This window comes from Pseudomonas sp. SP16.1 (assembly GCF_052682975.1).
On record NZ_JBQYFZ010000001.1, the window covers coordinates 2,604,225 to 2,622,379 of the forward strand.

General features: G+C 65.1%; 21 protein-coding genes. 15 read left to right on the plus strand and 6 right to left on the minus strand.

Annotated features, from left to right (window positions below):
* Positions 1–76: 76 nt before the first annotated feature.
* From ACUTAF_RS12575 to ACUTAF_RS12595, 5 genes are all read left to right on the plus strand, one after another.
* A complete protein-coding gene (locus ACUTAF_RS12575) occupies positions 77–1,108 on the plus strand; it encodes an RnfABCDGE type electron transport complex subunit D (RefSeq protein WP_445580278.1) in 1,032 nt (343 codons plus the stop codon).
* 2 nt (positions 1,109–1,110) lie between these two features.
* Positions 1,111–1,746 carry an electron transport complex subunit RsxG gene (rsxG, locus tag ACUTAF_RS12580; RefSeq protein WP_445580279.1) on the plus strand — a complete coding sequence of 212 codons (636 nt, stop codon included), beginning with the start codon at positions 1,111–1,113 and terminating at the stop codon, positions 1,744–1,746.
* The gene (locus tag ACUTAF_RS12585; protein WP_445580280.1) at positions 1,743–2,450 is read left to right on the plus strand and encodes an electron transport complex subunit E; all 708 of its coding nucleotides are present in this window, start codon (positions 1,743–1,745) and stop codon (positions 2,448–2,450) included. Before rsxG ends, ACUTAF_RS12585 begins: the two co-directional genes overlap by 4 nt.
* On the plus strand, positions 2,447–3,085 hold the full coding sequence (gene nth, locus ACUTAF_RS12590; protein WP_445580281.1) for an endonuclease III: 639 nt from the start codon (positions 2,447–2,449) through the stop codon (positions 3,083–3,085). Before ACUTAF_RS12585 ends, nth begins: the two co-directional genes overlap by 4 nt.
* 113 nt (positions 3,086–3,198) lie before the next feature.
* The gene (locus ACUTAF_RS12595) at positions 3,199–3,378 is read left to right on the plus strand and encodes a PA3496 family putative envelope integrity protein (protein ID WP_017677837.1); all 180 of its coding nucleotides are present in this window, start codon (positions 3,199–3,201) and stop codon (positions 3,376–3,378) included.
* Positions 3,379–3,434: 56 nt separating this feature from the next.
* Here the strand turns inward: ACUTAF_RS12595 and gloA are convergent, their stop codons facing one another.
* The 3 genes from gloA to ACUTAF_RS12610 form a co-directional block, all read right to left on the minus strand.
* On the minus strand, positions 3,435–3,827 hold the full coding sequence (gene gloA, locus ACUTAF_RS12600) for a lactoylglutathione lyase (protein WP_445580282.1): 393 nt from the start codon (positions 3,825–3,827) through the stop codon (positions 3,435–3,437).
* A gap of 93 nt (positions 3,828–3,920) precedes the next feature.
* Positions 3,921–5,138, minus strand: a complete 1,218-nt coding sequence (locus ACUTAF_RS12605; RefSeq protein WP_445580283.1) for an argininosuccinate synthase — start codon at positions 5,136–5,138, stop codon at positions 3,921–3,923.
* Positions 5,139–5,244: 106 nt separating this feature from the next.
* On the minus strand, positions 5,245–6,192 hold the full coding sequence (locus ACUTAF_RS12610; RefSeq protein ID WP_445580284.1) for a flagellar protein MotY: 948 nt from the start codon (positions 6,190–6,192) through the stop codon (positions 5,245–5,247).
* 299 nt (positions 6,193–6,491) lie between these two features.
* Here ACUTAF_RS12610 and pyrC point away from each other — a divergent pair, with 299 nt between their 5' ends.
* From pyrC to ACUTAF_RS12625, 3 genes are all read left to right on the plus strand, one after another.
* On the plus strand, positions 6,492–7,538 hold the full coding sequence (pyrC, locus tag ACUTAF_RS12615; protein WP_445580285.1) for a dihydroorotase: 1,047 nt from the start codon (positions 6,492–6,494) through the stop codon (positions 7,536–7,538).
* 59 nt (positions 7,539–7,597) lie between these two features.
* Positions 7,598–8,209 carry a ribonuclease T gene (rnt, locus tag ACUTAF_RS12620; protein ID WP_445582438.1) on the plus strand — a complete coding sequence of 204 codons (612 nt, stop codon included), beginning with the start codon at positions 7,598–7,600 and terminating at the stop codon, positions 8,207–8,209.
* Positions 8,210–8,393: 184 nt separating this feature from the next.
* Positions 8,394–8,612 (plus strand): bacterioferritin-associated ferredoxin, encoded by a 219-nt coding sequence (locus ACUTAF_RS12625; RefSeq protein ID WP_445580286.1) that lies wholly within the window; start codon positions 8,394–8,396, stop codon positions 8,610–8,612.
* Positions 8,613–8,675: 63 nt separating this feature from the next.
* Here the strand turns inward: ACUTAF_RS12625 and ACUTAF_RS12630 are convergent, their stop codons facing one another.
* Complete coding sequence (locus ACUTAF_RS12630) at positions 8,676–9,044, minus strand: DUF5064 family protein (protein WP_445580287.1); 369 nt, start codon at positions 9,042–9,044, stop codon at positions 8,676–8,678.
* 90 nt (positions 9,045–9,134) lie between these two features.
* The gene (locus ACUTAF_RS12635; RefSeq protein WP_445580288.1) at positions 9,135–9,452 is read right to left on the minus strand and encodes a DUF2288 domain-containing protein; all 318 of its coding nucleotides are present in this window, start codon (positions 9,450–9,452) and stop codon (positions 9,135–9,137) included.
* A 296-nt stretch (positions 9,453–9,748) separates the two neighbouring features.
* Between ACUTAF_RS12635 and ACUTAF_RS12640 the strand changes: the two genes are divergently transcribed.
* The 6 genes from ACUTAF_RS12640 (at position 9,749) to ACUTAF_RS12665 (ending at position 15,695) form a co-directional block, all read left to right on the plus strand.
* A complete protein-coding gene (locus ACUTAF_RS12640; protein WP_445580289.1) occupies positions 9,749–10,870 on the plus strand; it encodes a branched-chain amino acid ABC transporter substrate-binding protein in 1,122 nt (373 codons plus the stop codon).
* Between the two features lie 116 nt (positions 10,871–10,986).
* Positions 10,987–11,910: a high-affinity branched-chain amino acid ABC transporter permease LivH gene (gene livH / locus ACUTAF_RS12645; protein WP_445580290.1), complete on the plus strand. Its 924-nt coding sequence runs from the start codon at positions 10,987–10,989 to the stop codon at positions 11,908–11,910.
* Between the two features lie 11 nt (positions 11,911–11,921).
* Positions 11,922–13,178, plus strand: coding sequence for a high-affinity branched-chain amino acid ABC transporter permease LivM (locus tag ACUTAF_RS12650; RefSeq protein WP_445580291.1), 1,257 nt, complete (start codon positions 11,922–11,924; stop codon positions 13,176–13,178).
* Positions 13,175–13,942 (plus strand): high-affinity branched-chain amino acid ABC transporter ATP-binding protein LivG, encoded by a 768-nt coding sequence (gene livG, locus ACUTAF_RS12655; protein ID WP_445580292.1) that lies wholly within the window; start codon positions 13,175–13,177, stop codon positions 13,940–13,942. The genes ACUTAF_RS12650 and livG overlap by 4 nt, the downstream gene beginning before the upstream one ends.
* A gap of 2 nt (positions 13,943–13,944) precedes the next feature.
* The gene (locus tag ACUTAF_RS12660; RefSeq protein ID WP_445580293.1) at positions 13,945–14,646 is read left to right on the plus strand and encodes an ABC transporter ATP-binding protein; all 702 of its coding nucleotides are present in this window, start codon (positions 13,945–13,947) and stop codon (positions 14,644–14,646) included.
* Between the two features lie 188 nt (positions 14,647–14,834).
* The gene (locus ACUTAF_RS12665; RefSeq protein ID WP_445580294.1) at positions 14,835–15,695 is read left to right on the plus strand and encodes a DUF6279 family lipoprotein; all 861 of its coding nucleotides are present in this window, start codon (positions 14,835–14,837) and stop codon (positions 15,693–15,695) included.
* Between the two features lie 76 nt (positions 15,696–15,771).
* Here ACUTAF_RS12665 and ung read toward each other — a convergent pair whose 3' ends face one another.
* Complete coding sequence (gene ung / locus ACUTAF_RS12670) at positions 15,772–16,461, minus strand: uracil-DNA glycosylase (RefSeq protein WP_445580295.1); 690 nt, start codon at positions 16,459–16,461, stop codon at positions 15,772–15,774.
* Positions 16,462–16,693: 232 nt separating this feature from the next.
* Here ung and ACUTAF_RS12675 point away from each other — a divergent pair, with 232 nt between their 5' ends.
* Positions 16,694–17,941 (plus strand): ABC transporter substrate-binding protein, encoded by a 1,248-nt coding sequence (locus ACUTAF_RS12675; protein ID WP_445580296.1) that lies wholly within the window; start codon positions 16,694–16,696, stop codon positions 17,939–17,941.
* Positions 17,942–18,155 lie beyond the last annotated feature (214 nt).

Below are 18,155 nucleotides of genomic sequence, written 5' to 3' on the forward strand. Positions count from 1 at the left end.
ACAACCCCTAGCCCGGATGCAATCCGGGAAACCCGCGCCTGACCCAGGCGCCGCGACAGCAACAACCGGAGCGCCGATGGCCCTGCCCCGCATCACATCGCCCCACGCCAAGGGCAGCAACCGTACCCAGCAGGTCATGCTGCAGGTGCTGCTGGCCACCGTACCGGGCATCCTCGCCCTGACCTGGCTGTTCGGCGCCGGCACGCTGTACAACCTGGCCCTGGCCAGCCTGTTCGCCCTCGCCTTCGAGGCGGCGATCCTGGCCGCGCGCCAGCGTCCGCTGGCGTTCTTTCTCAAGGACTACAGCGCCCTGGTGACCGCCGTGCTGCTGGCCCTGGCGCTGCCGCCCTACGCGCCCTGGTGGCTGACCCTGATCGCCTGCGGCTTCGCCATCGTCTTCGGCAAGCAGCTCTATGGCGGCCTCGGCCAGAACCCCTTCAACCCGGCGATGCTCGGCTACGTGGTGGTGCTGATCTCCTTCCCGGTGGAGATGACCAGTTGGCCGGCGCTGCACAGCGTCGGCGCCCTCGATGGCCTCAAGCAGGTGCTCGGTCTAGCCACCCTGCCCGACGGCTGGGCCCAGGCCACTGCGCTGGACGCGCTGAAGGTCAACAAGAGCCTGACCATGGATGAACTGCGTGCCGCCAACCCGGCCTTCGGCCACTTCGGCGGTGCCGGCAGCGAGGCAGTCAACCTGGCGTTTCTCGCCGGCGGACTGTACCTGCTGCACAAGCGCATCTTCAGCTGGCACGCACCGCTCGGCATGCTCGCCGCGCTGGCACTGATGAGCCTGCTGTTCTGGAATGGCAGCGGCTCGGATTCCAACGGCTCGCCGCTGTTTCACCTGCTCAGCGGCGCCACCATGCTCGGCGCCTTCTTCATCGTCACCGACCCGGTATCGGGCGCAACCAGCAATCGCGGGCGCCTGGTGTTCGGCATCGGCGTCGGCGTGCTGGTCTACGTGATTCGCGCCTGGGGCGGCTACCCGGACGCCGTGGCCTTCGCCGTGCTGCTGATGAATCTGGCCGCACCGACCATCGACTACTACACCCGGCCGCGCACCTACGGCCATCGCAAGCCCAACAGCGGCTTCAAGCTGGGAGAATGAGCATGCTGCCGGAAATCAGCCGCTCGATGCTGAAGAACGCCCTGGTGCTGGGCCTGTTCGCCGTGGTCACGGTGGGCGCCGTATCCCTATTGCAGCAGGGCACCGCCGAGCGTATCGCCGCGGCAGAGCGCGAGGCGCAGGTACGGGCACTGGGCGAGATCCTGCCGGCCGGCAGCTACGACAATCATCTGCTGGACAACCGCATCGAACTCAACGCCCGCGAACTCGGCCATCGCAGCCCGCAGTCGGCCTATCTGGCGCTCAAGGGTGAGGAGCCCAGCGCGCTGATCCTGCCGGTGACCGCGCCGGACGGCTACAGCGGCGCCATCCACCTGTTGGTCGGCATCTTCGTCGATGGTCGCCTGGCCGGCGTGCGCGTGCTCGGCCACCGGGAGACCCCAGGGCTGGGCGACAAGATCGAGCTGACCAAGAGTCCGTGGATTCGCGGCTTCGACGGCAAATCCCTGGAGAACCCGAGCGAAGAAGGCTGGGCGGTGAAGAAGGATCGCGGCGAGTTCGACCAGTTCGCCGGCGCCACCATCACCCCGCGTGCGGTGGTCAAGGCCGTGCACGGTGCCCTGCAGTACTTCGATGCGCACCGCGCCCAGCTGCTGGGCCTGGCGGAGGACGAGCAATGACCAGCTACCGAGAAATCACCCTGAACGGTCTGTGGAAGAACAACCCGGCACTGGTGCAGTTGCTCGGCCTGTGTCCGCTTTTAGGGGTGAGCAACTCCACGGTCAACGCCCTCGGCCTGGCGCTGGCCAGCGCGGTGGTGCTGGTCTGCTCCAACACAGCCGTGTCGCTGGTGCGCGGCGTAGTCAATACCGCGGTGCGCTTGCCGGCCTTCGTCATGATAATCGCCGCGTTGACCACCTGCATCGAGCTGTTGATGCAGGCCTACACCTACGAGCTGTACCAGATCCTCGGCATCTTCATCCCGTTGATCACCACCAACTGCGTGATCCTCGGCCGCGCCGACGGCTTCGCGGCGAAGAACGCCCCGCCACGCGCCGCCTACGACGGGCTGATGATGGGACTGGGCTTCGGCATAGTGCTGGTGCTGATCGGCGCCGCGCGCGAGTTGCTCGGCACCGGCGCCCTGTTCGCCAATATGCATCTGCTGTTCGGCCCGGTAGCGGCCGACTGGCAGCTGACCCTGGTCAGCGACTACAAGGGCTTTCTGCTGGCGATCCTGCCGCCGGGCGCCTTTATCGTCCTGGGCCTGCTGATCGCCGGCAAGAATCGCATCGATCAGGTTCTGGCCGAGAAGGCCAAGGCGGCGCAGGCGGATGCGCCGGTGCAGAGTCGTCGCGTGCGGGTCACCGGGGTGATCGAGTGAACGCCGCCAAGCGCCTGGAGATCTTCCGCCGCCTGCACGAAGACAACCCCGAGCCCAAGACCGAGCTGGCCTACAGCACGCCGTTCGAGTTGCTGGTGGCGGTGACCCTGTCCGCCCAGGCCACCGACGTCAGCGTCAACAAGGCCACGGCCAAGCTGTTCCCGGTGGCCAACACGCCGGAGGCGATCTACGCCCTGGGCGTCGAGGGCCTCTCCGAGTACATCAAGACCATCGGCCTGTACAACAGCAAGGCGAAGAACGTCATCGAGGCCTGCCGCATCCTCATCGAGAAACACGGCAGCCAGGTGCCGGACAATCGCGAGGACCTCGAGGCCCTGCCCGGCGTCGGCCGCAAGACCGCCAACGTGGTACTCAACACCGCCTTCCGCCAGCTGGCCATGGCGGTGGACACGCACATCTTCCGCGTCAGCAACCGCACCGGCATCGCCCCCGGCAAGAACGTGCTGGAAGTGGAAAGGAAGCTGCTCAAGTTCGTGCCCAAGGACTATCTGCTCGATGCCCACCACTGGCTGATCCTGCATGGCCGCTATGTCTGCACCGCGCGCAAACCGCGCTGCGGCGCCTGTCGCATCGAGGATCTCTGCGAATACAAGGCGAAGACTTCCGACGATTGATGACTCATTGAATCGCGCGATCCGCCGATTGAAAAAATCTTTTTTACCCGCTCTATTTTTGCCGCTATAAGGTGCGCAAATGGCCCTGGTAATCTGGCCTGGAGTGAAAATAAATGAGCACTGACAAAGAAGACCTCGAGCTGGACGAAGACTTTGTCGCGGAAGAATCGGACGATGCCGAGCCTGCGGTGGAAGTCGCCAAGACCAACCTGACCAAGCGCCGTATCATCGACAACTTCCTCGAGGAGCGTCGCCTGCACAAGCAGCTGGCCGAATACGATTTCGATATCTGAATGTCGAGTCGAGAATGAAAAAGCCCCGCGAATGCGGGGCTTTTCGTTATGGAGTGTCAGTCCGCACGCGACGGCGACAGCAGCTCGATCTTGTAGCCGTCCGGGTCTTCGACGAAGGCCAGGATGCTGCTGCCGTGCTTCATCGGCCCAGGCTCGCGGGTAATCTTGCCGCCGCGAGCGCGGATGTCCTCGCAGGCCTTGTAGACGTCTTCGACTTCCAGGGCGATATGGCCGTAGCCGGTGCCCAGCTCGTAGCTGTCCACGCCCCAGTTGTGGGTCAGTTCGATCACGCTGTTGTGCGCCTCGTCGCCGTAGCCGACGAAGGCCAGGGTGAACTGGCCGTCCGGGTAGTCCTTGCGGCGCAGCAGGGTCATGCCCAGCACCTCGGTGTAGAAGGCGATGGATTTGTCCAGGTCGCCGACGCGCAGCATGGTGTGCAGCAGTCTCATCAGGTTTCTCCTCAGCGATTGGCCGTGATCTCGGCTCTAAAAAGAAACCCCGGCTCGTGGCCGGGGTTCCTCTGACACGGTGCAGGCAGTCTATCAGACCAGCTTGCGGCCCTTGCCGGCGGCAATGCGCATGCGCAGGGCGTTGAGCTTGATGAAGCCGGCCGCATCCTGCTGGTTGTAGGCGCCGCCATCTTCCTCGAAGGTCGCGATGTTGGCGTCGAACAGCGAATCGTCAGACTTGCGCCCGGTGACGATGACGTTGCCCTTGTACAGCTTCAGACGGACCACGCCGTTCACGTTGGCCTGCGAGGCGTCGATCATCTGCTGCAGCATCAGACGCTCCGGGCTCCACCAGAAGCCGTTGTAGATCAGGCTGGCGTACTTCGGCATCAGCTCGTCCTTCAGGTGCGCCACCTCGCGGTCGAGGGTGATCGACTCGATGGCGCGGTGGGCCTTGAGCATGATGGTGCCGCCGGGGGTTTCGTAGCAGCCACGCGACTTCATGCCCACGAAGCGGTTCTCGACGATGTCCAGGCGACCGATGCCGTTCTCGCCGCCGATGCGATTGAGCTCGGCCAGCACCTGGGCCGGGGTCATGGCCTTGCCGTCGATGGCGACGATGTCACCGGCCTGGTAGCTCAGCTCGATGTAGGTGGGGGTGTCCGGCGCCGCTTCCGGCGACTTGGTCCAGCGCCACATGTCTTCTTCGTGTTCGGTCCAGGTGTCTTCCAGCACACCGCCCTCGTAGGAGATGTGCAGCAGGTTGGCGTCCATGGAGTACGGCGACTTCTTCTTGCCGTGGCGCTCGATCGGAATGGCGTGCTTCTCGGCGTAGTCCATCAGCTTCTCGCGCGACAGCAGGTCCCACTCGCGCCACGGCGCTATGACCTTGACGCCCGGCTTCAGCGCATAGGCGCCCAGCTCGAAGCGCACCTGGTCGTTGCCCTTGCCGGTGGCGCCGTGGGAAATGGCGTCGGCGCCGGTCTCGTTGGCGATCTCGATCAGGCGCTTGGCGATCAGCGGACGGGCGATGGAGGTACCCAGCAGGTACTCACCTTCGTAGAGGGTGTTGGCGCGGAACATCGGATAGACGAAGTCGCGGACGAACTCTTCGCGCAGGTCGTCGATGTAGATTTCCTTGACGCCCAGGGCCTGGGCCTTGGCGCGGGCCGGCTCGACCTCTTCGCCCTGGCCGAGATCGGCGGTGAAGGTCACTACTTCACAGTTGTAGGTATCTTGCAGCCACTTGAGGATCACCGAGGTGTCCAGGCCACCGGAATAGGCCAGAACTACCTTTTTGACGTCCGCCATGCCATCACTCCACGGGTTGTACGGTAAAACCAGTGATTCTACTGGCCCTGCCGGCCGATTTACAGGGGTGCGACAGGTAGAGTGGACGAAGCGACGCCAACAGGGCTCAGGACGGCGTGCTGCCGGGCGGATCGACCGGGGCGCTCGGCGCAGTGTCAGGCGTCGTGCTCGGCGGCGCGACCTCGGCCGGCGGCACGCGTTCCAGGCGCAGGGTGGCGCGGCGGTTCTTGGCGCGATTGGCCTCGCTGTTGTTGGGCACCAGCGGATAGCGCTCGCCATGAAAACGCAGGGTGATCTGCTCGACCGGCACGCCGCCGGCTACCAGATACTCCTGAACGGCCAAGGCGCGGCGGCGCGACAGGTCGCGGTTGGTCAGGCGATTGCCGCTGTTGTCGGCGTGGCCGTCGATCTGGACGCTGTTGACCGTTGGGTCGGCCTTGATGAAGTCGAGCACGATGTCGAGCTTGGCGCGGGCCATGGCATCCAGCTCGACGCCACCGCCGGGAAAACCGACCTGCGCCTGGCGAATCTGCTCGAAGTTGACCGGCAGCAGCTTGGCCGTGCAGGCCAGGTAGTCGTCGTAGGCCTTGTGGAACTTCACCGGCAGCAGGCGCACCTCGAGGCTCTCGCCGCCATTGAGGGTACGGTGACGCACCAGTGGGCTGCGCCCCTCGAGAAGTCCGGTGAGCAGGCGTGCGCCCTGCTCCTGCGAACTGTTGAACGGCACCTCGCCGTTGCCGACGCTGACCACGCCCAGATTGATATCGCCGCGCCCCGGCTGCCAGGGCGCAGCCGCCGCCAGCAGCGTCGCGGAACCCGCGCCGAGCCAGCGCTCGCGGACCTTGAGGCGGAAGGTCACCTGCTCGCCGGCGCGGCGCACGAACTCGCCGCTGCCGAAGTTGCTGATCGGCTGGCTGAGCCGGCACTCGAACTTGTCGCCCTCGACCGTCCACTGCACTTTTTCCAGCCGTGTCTGGAAACTGACGGCGTGCGCCGGCAGGCACAGGGGCAAGCCGGCCAGCAGGCTGATCAGGAGAAAATGGGACGCACGCACGATCGGCTCCGATGAAAACGTGTTCCCCCTAGGTATCGGTACCCGTGCGAAAAACTGTAGGGGCAAACGGGCAACGCTGCGCTTTATTCGCGATCATGGCGAGCGCGGCGGCCGCCCATCGCGAGTACGACCGCATGGATGCAGGAGATAGGCCGAAGCAGGGTACCCGGGTGAAGTACGCGCCTACCTCCACAGTCCTGCTGGCTGTCACCCGCAGCCCTGCAGGCCATCACCCACAGCGCATTTTCCGGCGGTTTCCGGTAGCATTCCGCTCACGTTTTACCCGCCTGGAAGCCCCCATGTCCGACCGTCTGACCCTTCTGCGCCCCGATGACTGGCACATTCACCTGCGCGATGGCGCGGTGCTGCCGCACACCGTCGGCGACGTCGCGCGCACCTTCGCCCGCGCCATCATCATGCCCAACCTGGTACCGCCGGTACGCAACGCCACCGAGGCCGATGCCTACCGCCAGCGCATCCTGGCCGCGCGCCCGGCCGGCAGCCGCTTCGAGCCGCTGATGGTGCTCTACCTCACCGACAACACCAGCCCCGAGGACGTGCGCGCGGCCAAGGCCAGCGGCTTCGTCCATGCCGCCAAGCTCTATCCGGCCGGCGCCACCACCAATTCCGACTCGGGCGTGACCAGCATCGACAAGATCTTCCCGGCGCTGCAGGCCATGGCCGAAGTTGGCATGCTGTTGCTGGTGCACGGCGAGGTGACGCGCAGCGAGATCGACGTGTTCGATCGCGAAAAAGCCTTCATCGACGAGCACCTGACCCGCGTGGTCGAGCGTTTCCCGACACTCAAAGTGGTGTTCGAGCACATCACCACCCGCGATGCGGTGCAGTTCGTCGAGGCCGCGCCGGCCAACGTCGGCGCCACCATCACCGCCCATCACCTGCTGTACAACCGCAACCACATGCTGGTCGGCGGCATCCGCCCGCACTTCTACTGCCTGCCGATCCTCAAGCGCAACCTGCACCAGGAAGCGCTGCTCGACGCCGCCACCAGCGGCAACGCCAAGTTCTTCCTCGGCACCGACTCGGCGCCGCACGCCAGGCACGCCAAGGAGGCTGCCTGCGGCTGCGCCGGCTGCTACACCGCCTATGCCGCCATCGAGCTGTATGCCGAGGCCTTCGAGCAGCGTGGCGCGCTGGGCAAGCTGGAAGGTTTCGCCAGCTGCTACGGCCCGGATTTCTACGGCCTGCCGCGCAACAGCGACTCGATCACCCTGGTGCGCCAGGACTGGACCGCGCCGGCCAGCCTGCCGCTGGGCGAGCAGACGGTGGTGCCCCTGCGCGCCGGCGAAACACTGCGCTGGAAGCTGCTGGAGGACCAGGCGTGAGCGAAGAGCATTACGAGGACGAACTGCAGCCCAGCCTGCCGTCCGGCCCGCGCACGCCCATGGCGGCGCGCTTTCGCGGCTACCTGCCGGTGGTGGTGGACGTCGAGACCGGCGGTTTCAACTGCGCCACCGACGCCCTGCTGGAGATCGCCGCCACCACCATCGCCATGGACGAGAGCGGCTTTCTGTACCCGGATCACACCCACTTCTTCCGCATCGAGCCGTTCGAGGGCGCCAACATCGAGGCGGCGGCTCTGGAATTCACCGGGATCAAGCTGGATCATCCCCTGCGCATGGCGGTGGGCGAGGAACATGCCCTCGGCGAGATCTTCAAGAGCATTCGCAAGTCGATCAAATCGGCCGGCTGCAAGCGCGCCATCCTGGTCGGCCACAACAGCAGCTTCGACCTGGGTTTCCTCAACGCCGCCGTAGCGCGCTGCGGCATCAAGCGAAATCCATTCCACCCCTTCTCCAGCTTCGATACCGCTACCCTGGCCGGACTCGCCTACGGCCAGACGGTGCTGGCCAAGGCCTGCCAGACCGCCGGTATCGAGTTCGACGGCAAGGAGGCACATTCGGCGCGCTACGACACCGAGAAGACCGCCGAGCTGTTCTGCGGCATCGTCAACCGCTGGAAGGAAATGGGCGGCTGGGACGAGTTCGACCAGTAAGCGTCCGCGCCGCAATCGATCCCATGAAAAAACCGGCGCATGCCGGTTTTTTTCTGCCCGCCTCCTACTGGCGGCCGAACCGTTCGTCAGGCGCTGCGAGCATTCGCAATCGATCTTTGACAAGCATTCTCATTAACATTAGTATCCGACCCATCGAACAGTATCACCAAGACGAGCCTTGCTTATGTACGTCTGCCTCTGTGAAGGTGTCACCGATACGCAAATCCGCGATGCGGTCTACGAGGGCTGCTGCAGCTATCGTGAAGTGCGCAACACCCTCGGCATCGCCAGCCAGTGCGGCAAATGCGCCTGCCTGGCCAAGCAGGTGGTGCGCGAGACCATCGGCGAAGTGCAGAACAGCCAGGCCGCCCTCGCCTACCCCGCCGGCTTCGCCGCCGCCTGAGGCACAGCAGAAACGAAAAACCGGATCTCTCGATCCGGTTTTTTTATGTCTGCGCGGCGCCGGCTACAGGCCGTCCTGCTCCAGGTGATCGAGGTTCACCGTCTCGCCGGGCGAGGCATGCAGCTTGGCCCGGATGTCCTCGAAGATTGCGTCGTACTCCTTGTGCTCGCGCATGATCGGGCTGGCGTTGGGATGCAGGCCGTGCTTGACCACCAGACGAGAAATCACGCTGGCGAAGTTGAAGGCGGTATCGCGGTGCATCTCGAACATCTCCTCGAAGACCTTGCCGTCGATCTCGCCGACCAGGCGACCATGCAGCATGGCGCCCTCCTTGGGGTCCTGGCGAACCTCGTAATAGAAGTCGATGGAATAGCTCGGTTGCCCGGCCATACCGGGCGGACTGCTGCGATGCAGGTGACCGGGTTCGAACATGGCAGCACTCCTTGGTAGCGGCTCCGAGCGCCCCTCGCGGGAACGCCGAGACAGTCTAGACCGACTCTCGCGGCACTGCAGCGCCCCGTATCAGTGCAGCTCGGTGGCCGCCGCCCGCTCCTGTACCAGCACCCAGGGTGCCACTACCACCGCCCACAACTGCGGGTCGCGCGCCAGCAGTTCCTCGGCGCGGGCATCCTCCAGCTTGCCCAGCAAGCCCTGGGTCATCCACTCGGCAACCCGCGCCTGGTCGTTGCTGGCCACGGCCTCGGCGACCGCCACCAGATCCTGGCTGCCCTCGACCCACAGCAGCGCACCCCGGGCGAAGAAGGGCTGCAGCTCCTGCCAGCGAATCGGTGCGGTTTCGCCAAGCAGCTTGGCATAGAGGGTGCTAGATTGATCCGTCATGGTGTGCCCCGTGTCGATGGCGGTGAATGCAGGCGCGCAATGATAGCGCCGGCCGCTGCGCTGGCAACCGCGGGACGCTCGGCAGCCGATTGGGGACACGCCGTTTTTCTGTACATACCTTGCAATTTAGCGACACCCCCGTGATTCGCCTCCAACTGCCGGCTTTTCAAGGCGCAAATCCGCGCTCTACACTGTTCCGGTACAGTTGTCGGGGGGCAAATCCGGGGTTACGGACCCGTTTCTGCAGCTTCGGCCGCAAGAACTACAACAACGAAAAACATAAGAGTGGAGCACTCATGAACAAGGCTACTAAGCAGATTTCCAAGCTGTTCGCGGCAATGGCCCTGGCGGGGGCGGCCAGCTACTCGATGGCGGCCGACACCATCAAGATCGGCCTGGCCGGTCCGGTGACCGGCGCCGTCGCCCAGTACGGCGAAATGCAGTTCATCGGCGCCAAGATGGCCATCGAGCAGATCAACAAGGCCGGCGGGGTGAACGGTGCGCAGCTCGAGGGCGTGGTCTACGACGATGCCTGCGACCCGAAACAGGCCGTCGCCGTGGCCAACAAGATCGTCAACGACGAAGTCAAGTTCGTGGTCGGCCACCTCTGCTCCAGCTCCACTCAACCGGCCTCCGATATCTACGAAGACGAAGGCATCCTGATGATCACCGCGGCCTCCACCAGCCCGGATATCACCGCGCGCGGCTATGAGCTGGTGTTCCGCACCATCGGCCTGGACAGCCTGCAGGGTCCGACCGCCGGCAACTTCATCGCCGACCAGATCAAGCCGAAGAACGTCGCCGTGCTCCACGACAAGCAGCAGTACGGCGAAGGCATCGCCACCGCGGTCAAGCAGACCCTGGAAGGCAAGGGCATCAAGGTCGGCCTGTTCGAAGGCATCAATGCCGGCGACAAGGACTTCTCCGCGATGATCGCCAAGCTCAAGCAGGCCGGTGTCGACTTCGTCTACTACGGCGGCTACCACCCGGAACTGGGCCTGCTGCTGCGCCAGTCGAAGGAGAAGGGCCTGGACGTCAAGTTCATGGGTCCGGAAGGCGTGGGTAACAAGGAAATCTCGGCCATCGCCGGCCCGGCCTCCGAAGGCCTGCTGGTGACCCTGCCGAAGTCCTTCGACCAGGATCCGAAGAACCAGGCGCTGGTCGAGGCCTTCAAGGCCAAGAACGAAGATCCGAGCGGCCCGTTCGTGTTCCCGGCCTATGCCGCCGTGCAGGTGATTGCCGAAGGCATCGAGAAAGCCGGCAGCACCGACACCGCCGAAGTGGCCGCAGCCCTGCGCGCCAACAGCTTCGACACCCCGACCGGCAGCCTGGCCTTCGACGAGAAGGGCGACCTGAAGGACTTCAGCTTCGTGGTCTACGAATGGCACCAGGACGGCACCAAGTCCGAAGCCAAGTAACAGTCCCGCCTGAACCCAAAGCCCACTGCAGCCGCAGTGGGTTTTGTTTATTAGAAGAATTCCGGTCTTGCGCTGCGCCACAAGCGCCGCTTTACGCTGGGCCCAGGAGTTAGGCAATGCCTGATCTTTACCACTACCTTCAACAGCTGATCAATGGACTCACCATCGGCAGCACCTATGCCCTGATCGCCATCGGCTACACCATGGTCTACGGCATCATCGGCATGATCAACTTCGCCCACGGCGAGGTTTACATGATTGGCTCGTACGTAGCCTTCATCGCGATCACCGGACTCGCCATGTTCGGCCTCGACAGCCTGCCCATCGTGATGATCGCGGCGTTCTCCGCCAGCATCATCGTCGCCAGCGCCTACGGCTACAGCATCGAACGGGTGGCCTACCGTCCGTTGCGCGGCGGCAATCGCCTGATCCCGCTGATCTCGGCGATCGGCATGTCGATCTTCCTGCAGAACGAAGTGCTGCTGGCGCAGGACTCCAAGGACAAGGCCATCCCCAACCTGCTGCCGGGTAACTTCGTCATTGGCGAAAGCGCCATGAACGGCGTGGTCATCTCCTACATGCAGGTGCTGATCTTCGTCGTCACCTTCGTGGTGATGGTCGGCCTCAGCCTGTTCATCTCCCGTTCGCGTCTCGGCCGCGCCTGCCGCGCCTGCGCCGAAGACCTGAAGATGGCCAACCTGCTGGGCATCAACACCAATAACATCATCGCCCTGACCTTCGTCATCGGTGCCACCCTGGCCGCCGTGGCCGCGGTGCTGCTCGGCATGCAATACGGCGTGATCAACCCGCACCTGGGCTTCCTCGCCGGGATCAAGGCGTTCACCGCCGCGGTGCTTGGCGGCATCGGCAGCATCCCCGGCGCCGTGCTCGGCGGCCTGGTACTGGGCGTTGCCGAAGCCTTCGGCGCCGACATCTTCGGCGACCAGTACAAGGACGTGGTGGCCTTCAGCCTGCTGGTGCTGGTGCTGCTGTTCCGCCCGACCGGCATCCTCGGCCGTCCGGAGGTTGAAAAGGTATGAATGCGCCCTCCATGAGCAATCGCCTCAAGACCGCCTTCTTCAGCGCCCTGCTGGTGCTGGCCGTGGCCTATCCGGTGCTCGGCCTGAAGCTGACCACCGTCGGCATCAAGCTGCAGGTGCAGGGCGCAAGCCCGGCCGTGCTGTGGACCATCGCCGGCTGCGCCATCGCCATGTTCTTCTGGCAGCTGTTTCGCCACCAGATCGGCGCCGCCTGGACCCAAGTACCCAGGCTGCCGAGCATGCCGGGCAAGGCGAGCAACTTCCTCACCCTGCCCTCGACGCAGCGCTGGGCGATCATGGGCCTGATCCTGGTCGCCCTGGCCTGGCCGTTCTTCGGCTCGCGCGGCGCGGTGGACATCGCCACGCTGATCCTGATCTACGTGATGCTCGGCCTCGGCCTGAACATCGTGGTGGGTCTGGCCGGTCTGCTCGACCTGGGTTACGTCGGCTTCTACGCCGTCGGCGCCTACAGCTACGCGCTGCTGTCGCACTACTACGGCCTGGGCTTCTGGGTGTGCCTGCCGATCGCCGGCCTGATGGCGGCGTTCTTCGGCTTCATCCTCGGTTTCCCGGTGCTGCGCCTGCGCGGCGACTACCTGGCCATCGTCACCCTGGGCTTCGGCGAGATCATCCGTCTGCTGTTGCGCAACATGACCGAGATCACCGGCGGCCCCAACGGCATCAGCGGCATCGACAAGCCGACCCTGTTCGGCCTGTCCTTCGACCGCCGCGCCGCCGAGGGCATGCAGACCTTCCACGAGTACTTCGGCATCGCCTACAACTCGATCAACAAGGTGATCTTCCTCTACCTGATCGCCCTGCTGCTGGTGCTGCTGACCCTGTTCGTGATCAACCGCCTGCTGCGCATGCCGATCGGTCGCGCCTGGGAAGCGCTGCGTGAAGACGAGATCGCCTGCCGCGCACTGGGCATGAACCCGACCGTGATCAAGCTTTCGGCCTTCACCCTGGGCGCCTGCTTCGCCGGTTTCGCCGGCAGCTTCTTCGCCGCCCGCCAGGGCCTGGTGTCGCCGGAGTCGTTCACCTTCATCGAGTCGGCGATCATTCTCGCCATCGTGGTGCTCGGCGGCATGGGCTCGCAGCTCGGGATCATCCTCGCGGCCATCGTCATGATCCTGCTGCCGGAGCTGGCGCGGGAGTTCAACGAATACCGCATGCTGATGTTCGGCGCCCTGATGGTGCTGATGATGATCTGGCGTCCGCAGGGCCTGTTGCCCATGCAGCGTCCCCACCTGGAGTTGAAGCAATGAGCCGCGCGATTCTCGAAGTAAGCGGCCTCACCATGCGCTTCGGCGGCCTGCTGGCCGTCAACGAGGTGGGCCTGAGCGTTAAAGAAAAACAGGTGGTCTCGATGATCGGCCCGAACGGCGCCGGCAAGACCACGGTGTTCAACTGCCTGACCGGTTTCTATCGCCCCACCGGCGGCAGCATCCGCCTCGACGGCGAGCAGATCGAGGGCCTGCCGGGCCACAAGATCGCCCACAAGGGCGTGGTGCGGACCTTCCAGAACGTACGCCTGTTCAAGGAAATGACCGCGGTGGAGAACCTGCTGGTGGCGCAGCACCGTCATCTCAACACCAACTTCCTCTCCGGCCTGTTCAAGACCCCGGCGTTTCGCAAGAGCGAGCGCGAGGCCATGGACTTCGCCGCGCACTGGCTGGAAGTGGTCAACCTCACCGAGGTCGCCAACCGTCCGGCCGGCACCCTGGCCTATGGCCAGCAGCGCCGCCTGGAAATCGCCCGCTGCATGATGACCCGCCCGCGCCTGCTGATGCTCGACGAACCGGCCGCCGGTCTCAATCCGCGCGAAACCGAGGACCTCAAGCAGCTGATCGCCATGCTGCGCGACCAGCACGGCGTCACCGTGCTGCTGATCGAGCACGACATGAAACTGGTGATGAGCATTTCCGACCACATCTACGTGATCAACCAGGGCACCCCCCTGGCCGACGGTACGCCGGAGCAGATCCGCAACAATCCGGACGTGATCAAAGCCTACCTGGGGGAAGCCTAACCATGCTCAGTTTCAACAAGGTGTCCACCTTCTACGGCAAGATCCAGGCCCTGCACGAGGTCAGCATCGAGGTACAGAAAGGCGAGATCGTCACCCTGATCGGCGCCAACGGCGCCGGCAAGTCGACCCTGCTGATGACCCTGTGCGGCAGCCCGCGCGCCAGCAGCGGCAGCATCCGCTACCTGGGCGAGGAGCTGGTCGGCATGGACACGCCGGACATCATGCGCAAGAGCATCGCGGTGGTCCCCGAAGGCCGCCGCGTGTTCGCCCGCCTGACCGTCGAGGAAAACCTGGCCATGGGCGGCTTCTTCGGCAACAAGGCGGACAACCAGGAGCAGCTGGACAAGGTCCTGCATCTGTTCCCGCGCCTGAAGGAACGCTTCGCCCAGCGCGCCGGCACCATGAGCGGCGGAGAACAGCAGATGCTCGCCATCGGTCGCGCGCTGATGAGCAAGCCCCGCCTGCTGCTGCTCGACGAGCCGTCGCTGGGCCTGGCGCCGATCATCATCCAGCAGATCTTCGACATCATCGAACAGCTGCGCAAGGACGGCGTGACGGTGTTTCTGGTCGAGCAGAACGCCAACCAGGCGCTGAGACTGGCCGATCGCGGCTATGTACTGGAGAACGGCCATATCGTCATGCAGGGCAGCGGCGAAGCCCTGCTCAGCGATCCCAAGGTGCGCGACGCCTACCTCGGCGGCTGAGCCCGGCCTGCTGTATCGGAACCGCCCTTCGGGGCGGTTTTTTTGCTCTGACGGGGGCGCCGTGGGCAGCGGCGCGGACGACGAATGGCTGCTGAGCGCCCAAAAGTCTTAAGCGGATATTTCCGCCCTCTTGCGCCCGGCCCGCCCGGTATTAGGCTGAAACCCTCCGTCCTCGCGGGACCGCGTCCATGCACCAATCGCTGATCTTGCTGCTGATCGTCACCCTGCTGCTCGGCGCCTGCAGCCGGATCGACCTGGCCTACCGCAATCTCGACTGGCTGATTCCCTGGAAGCTGGACGACTACGTCGCGCTGAACGAAGAGCAGCGCGCCTGGCTCGAACCGCAGCTGCAGGAGCACCTGGCCTGGCACTGCAGCGTCGAGCTGCCGCGCTATCTCGACTGGCTGCAGGCCAGCCAGGCGCTGCTGGACGACCCCGACAGCGATACCCTGAGCACTCAGCTGCGGGCACTCGACCAGGCCCTGCAACGCCTCGCCGTGGAGATCACCCCCAGCAGCGTGGAGCTGCTGCGCGGCCTGAGCCCGCGCCAGGTCGAGCAGCTGTTCGAGGCACTGGACAAGCAGAACGCCAAGCTGCGCGAGGAATATGTCGAACCGCCGCTGGCGCAGCAGATCGCCCAACGCGCCGAGCGCATGAGCAAGCGCCTGCAGCCCTGGCTCGGCACGCTGAACGAACGACAACGCGCCCGCATCGAGAACTGGGCCGAGGCGCTGGGCGCGCAGAACCGGATCTGGCTGGACAACCGCCTGGCCTGGCAACAGGTGCTGCGAGAGGCGCTGGAAGCACGCCGCGGCGCGGATTTCGCAGCGCGCATGACGGACCTGCTGCAGCAGCGCGAACGCTTCCACACCGATGCCTACCAGGCCAGTTACGCGGACAATCGCCGGGCGCTGGCGGAGTTGCTTGCCGACCTGCTCGAGCTGGCCGACGCGACGCAGCTCAGCCGCGCCAGGCAGCGCCTGAACAGCCTGCACAACGGCCTGGCGAAGCAGCAGTGCCAGGCCGACGAGGCTGTCGTCGTTCGCTGAACCGGCGCCAGCCGATAACCCTCAAGAGCATGGAATCGGTGCGCATGGCGCACCCTGCCTGGCGGCGCGGCCCCGCCTACAGCGCCGGCAACCGCCAGTCGATGGGGCTCATGCCGTTCTGGCTGAGAAACTGGTTGCAGCGGCTGAAATGACCGTTGCCGATGAAGCCACGGTGCGCCGACAGCGGCGAAGGGTGCGGCGAGCGCAGCACCAGGTGCTTGGTCGGGTCGATCAGACGCTGCTTGCCCTGCGCATGGCTGCCCCAGAGCAGGAACACCAGCTTGGGTCGCTGCTGGCTGACCACCTCGATCACCCGGTCGGTGAACAGTTGCCAGCCCTTGGCCGCATGCGAGCCAGCGTTGCCGCGCTCGACCGTCAACGAGGTGTTGAGCAGCAACACGCCCTGGTCGGCCCAGCTCTGCAGGTAGCCATGACTCGGGATGTCGATGTTCAGGTCGCGCTTGAGTTCCTTGTAGATGTTCACCAGCGACGGCGGCGTCGGCACCCCCGGCTGTACCGAGAAGCACAGGCCATGAGCCTGACCGGGGCCGTGGTAGGGGTCCTGGCCGATGATCACCACCTTGACCCGATCCAGCGGAGTGGAATTGAGCGCATTGAAGATCAACGGTCCCGGCGGGTAGATCTCCTTGCCGGCCGCCTTCTCCGCGCGGAGAAACTCGCCCAGTTCACTCATGTAGGGCTTGTCGAACTCCTCGCGCAGCGCCTCTTTCCAGCTGGCTTCGAGCTTGATGCGATCTTCGGTCATCCCAGGTGTTCCTGCGCGGATCAAACAAGAGCGGCACGCTAGAGAAGCGCCGGCGGCAAGTCAAGGCGGCCGCCGATCGCCAGCCCCCCACGGGAAACGGCCCTCCACGCCCCGAACCGGAGCACTGAACTGAGAACGCCATCATGCGTTGTTAGACCAATAGACGATCACCTCCGGTAGACGAGCGGCGTAAAAGGATCGCAAAGCAGAACAACAACAAGGAGAGCTGCAAATGCGTCGACTGACTGCCACCCTGGCCCTGTGGGCCGGGATCACTGCCTGCGCGCAAGCCGCCGAGCCCATCACCCTGGGGCTCAACTACCCGCGCACCGGCCCCTACAAGGAAGAGGGCCTGGCCCAGATGCGCGGCGCCCTGCTGGCCATCGACGAGCTCAACGCCGCAGGCGGCGTACTCGGCCGGCCCCTGCGCCTGTCCAGCAAGGACACCGCCTCGCGCCCGGCCAAGGCGGTGAAGAACGTCGACAAGCTGGCCGCGGCGGGCGCGGCGATGCTGTTCGGCGGCTCCTCCAGCGCGGTGGCCATCGCCGCCGGCAAGCGTGCCCGCGAGCTCGGCCTGCTGTACTTCGGCACGCTCACCTACTCCAACGACACCACCGGCAAGGACGGCCACCGCTACATGTTCCGCGAGTGCAACAACGCCTGGATGAGCGCTCAGGTGCTCGGCCAGTACCTGAGCAAGACGCTGCCGAACAAGCGCTACTTCTATGTCACCGCCGACTACACCTGGGGCCATACCACCGAGGGCTCGTTGCGCCGCGCCACCGCCAGCGAAAACCTCGGCCAGCACGCCGGGGTGCGCGTGCCCTTTCCCGGCGCGCGCCTGGCCGATTATCAGGATGCGCTGAGCCAGGCCGCGGCCAGCGATGCCGAGATTCTCGCCCTGGTGCTGTTCGGCGAGGACCTGGTGCGCGCCATGCGCCTGGCCAAGGATCTGGGTCTGACCGAGCGCATGCAGATCGTCGCGCCGAACCTGACCCAGAGCATGGTCGAGCAGGCCGGGCCGAGCCTGATGCAGGGCGTGATCGGTACCGAGCCCTGGACCTGGCGCGTGCCGGCGCTGGAGAAATCCACGCGCGGCGTGGCCTTCGTCGATGCCTTCAAGAATCGCTACCAGATGTATCCGTCCAGCTCGGCCGCCTCGGCCTACAGCATCGTCCAGCAGTGGGCCGAGGCCGCCAAGCGCGCCGGCAGCCTGGACAGCGAAGCGCTGATCAAGGCGCTGGAAGGCCACCGCTACAGCCTGCTCAAGGACCAGCAGCAGTGGCGCGCCTTCGATCACCAGAACCTGCAGACGGTCTACGCGGTACGGGTCAAACCGCGCGACGAGGTGCTCGCGGACGAGTTCAAGCAGGACTATTTCGAGATCGTCGACCGCCTCGACGCCAGCACCGCGCTGCCCAGCCTGGAGCAATGGCAAGCCGAGCGGCGCGCCGGCGGCCAGCCCCTGGCGCTGCAATAGCGCCGCAACGCCCTGCCCGGCCGCTAACCGCGGCCGACGCCTGCATCCGATAGCGCCGGCCAGCGACGAAGATCGTCGCTTGCCCTCTGCCGCTGCACGGCGGCATGCTCGATCGCCTACTCTGAAACAAGATATCGCCCCCGTAGGAGCCGGCTTGCCGGCGAGCAGCACAAAGGCATCGCCGCAGGCCGGCTTCCTACACGAGGTAACCACG